This is a genomic window from Streptomyces sp. NPDC048254 (genome assembly GCF_043201895.1).
GTDB lineage: Bacteria > Actinomycetota > Actinomycetes > Streptomycetales > Streptomycetaceae > Streptomyces.
Genome location: NZ_JBICZJ010000044.1, coordinates 1 through 978 on the forward strand (window position 1 = coordinate 1; position 978 = coordinate 978).

The following is a 978-nucleotide window of genomic DNA, read 5'->3' on the forward strand; positions in this document are numbered from 1 at the left end:
CGCCCGGTTACATTCCGAACCCGGAAGCTAAGCCTTACAGCGCCGATGGTACTGCAGGGGGGACCCTGTGGGAGAGTAGGACACCGCCGAACAATCTTTGAGGACCCCTGGTCACCAGCGTTCAGCTGGGACCAGGGGTCCTTTTGTTTTTACAATGCTTGCGGTACCGAAGACAGGAGTCACCATGTCCACCAACTCTCCCGACGAGCGACCGGAGCGCGACCAGCGGCCACGGGACAGTGGTGACCGTGGTGGCCGTGGCGACCGTGGTGGATACCGCGGAGACCGCAACGACCGCAGCAACGACCGCGGAGACCGCGGCAGTTACGTCCGTCGCGACGACAATCGTGGCGGCAGTGGTGGCGGTGGCTACGGCCGCCGCGACGACAACCGCGGTGGCGGATACGCCCGTCGGGACGACCGTCGTGGTGACGAGCGTCGCGGCGACGACCGGGGCGGTTACGTCCGTCGCGATGACAACCGGCGTGATGACAACCGCCGTGACGACAACCGGCGTGATGACAACCGCCGTGATGACAACCGTGGTGGTGGCTACGGTCGGCGTGATGACAACCGCGGTTCCCGCCCGGCGTTCCAGCGGGACGACCGTGGTGCCGGTGGTGGCTACGGCGGCCGTCGGGACGACAACCGGGGCGGCGGTGGCTACCGCGGGCGGGACGATCGGCGCGACGACCGTGGTGACCGTCCGGCGTTCCGTCGTGATGACCGCGACGACCGTGGCGGTCGGAGTGACCGTGGTGACCGTGGTGACTTCCGTCGGGACGACAACCGCGGTGGCGGTGGCTACCGCGGCAGGGACGACCGGCGCGACGACAATCGTGGTGCCGGCGGTGGCTATGGCGGCCGTCGGGACGACAACCGGGGCGGCGGCGGTTACCGCGGGCGGGACGATCGGCGTGACGACCGTCGGGATGACCGCCGTGACGACAGCCGGCGTGATGACAATCGTGGTGGTGG

1 rRNA gene and 1 pseudogene are annotated in these 978 nt (G+C 68.7%); one reads left to right on the forward strand and one right to left on the reverse strand.

Annotation, left to right across the window (positions count from 1 at the left end):
* Positions 1 to 92, forward strand: a 5S ribosomal RNA gene (gene rrf / locus ACGFZQ_RS51965); the annotation flags it as partial.
* A 29-nt stretch (positions 93 to 121) separates the two neighbouring features.
* Here the strand turns inward: rrf and ACGFZQ_RS51970 are convergent.
* Positions 122 to 978 (reverse strand): annotated as a pseudogene (locus ACGFZQ_RS51970) (hypothetical protein); the annotation flags it as partial.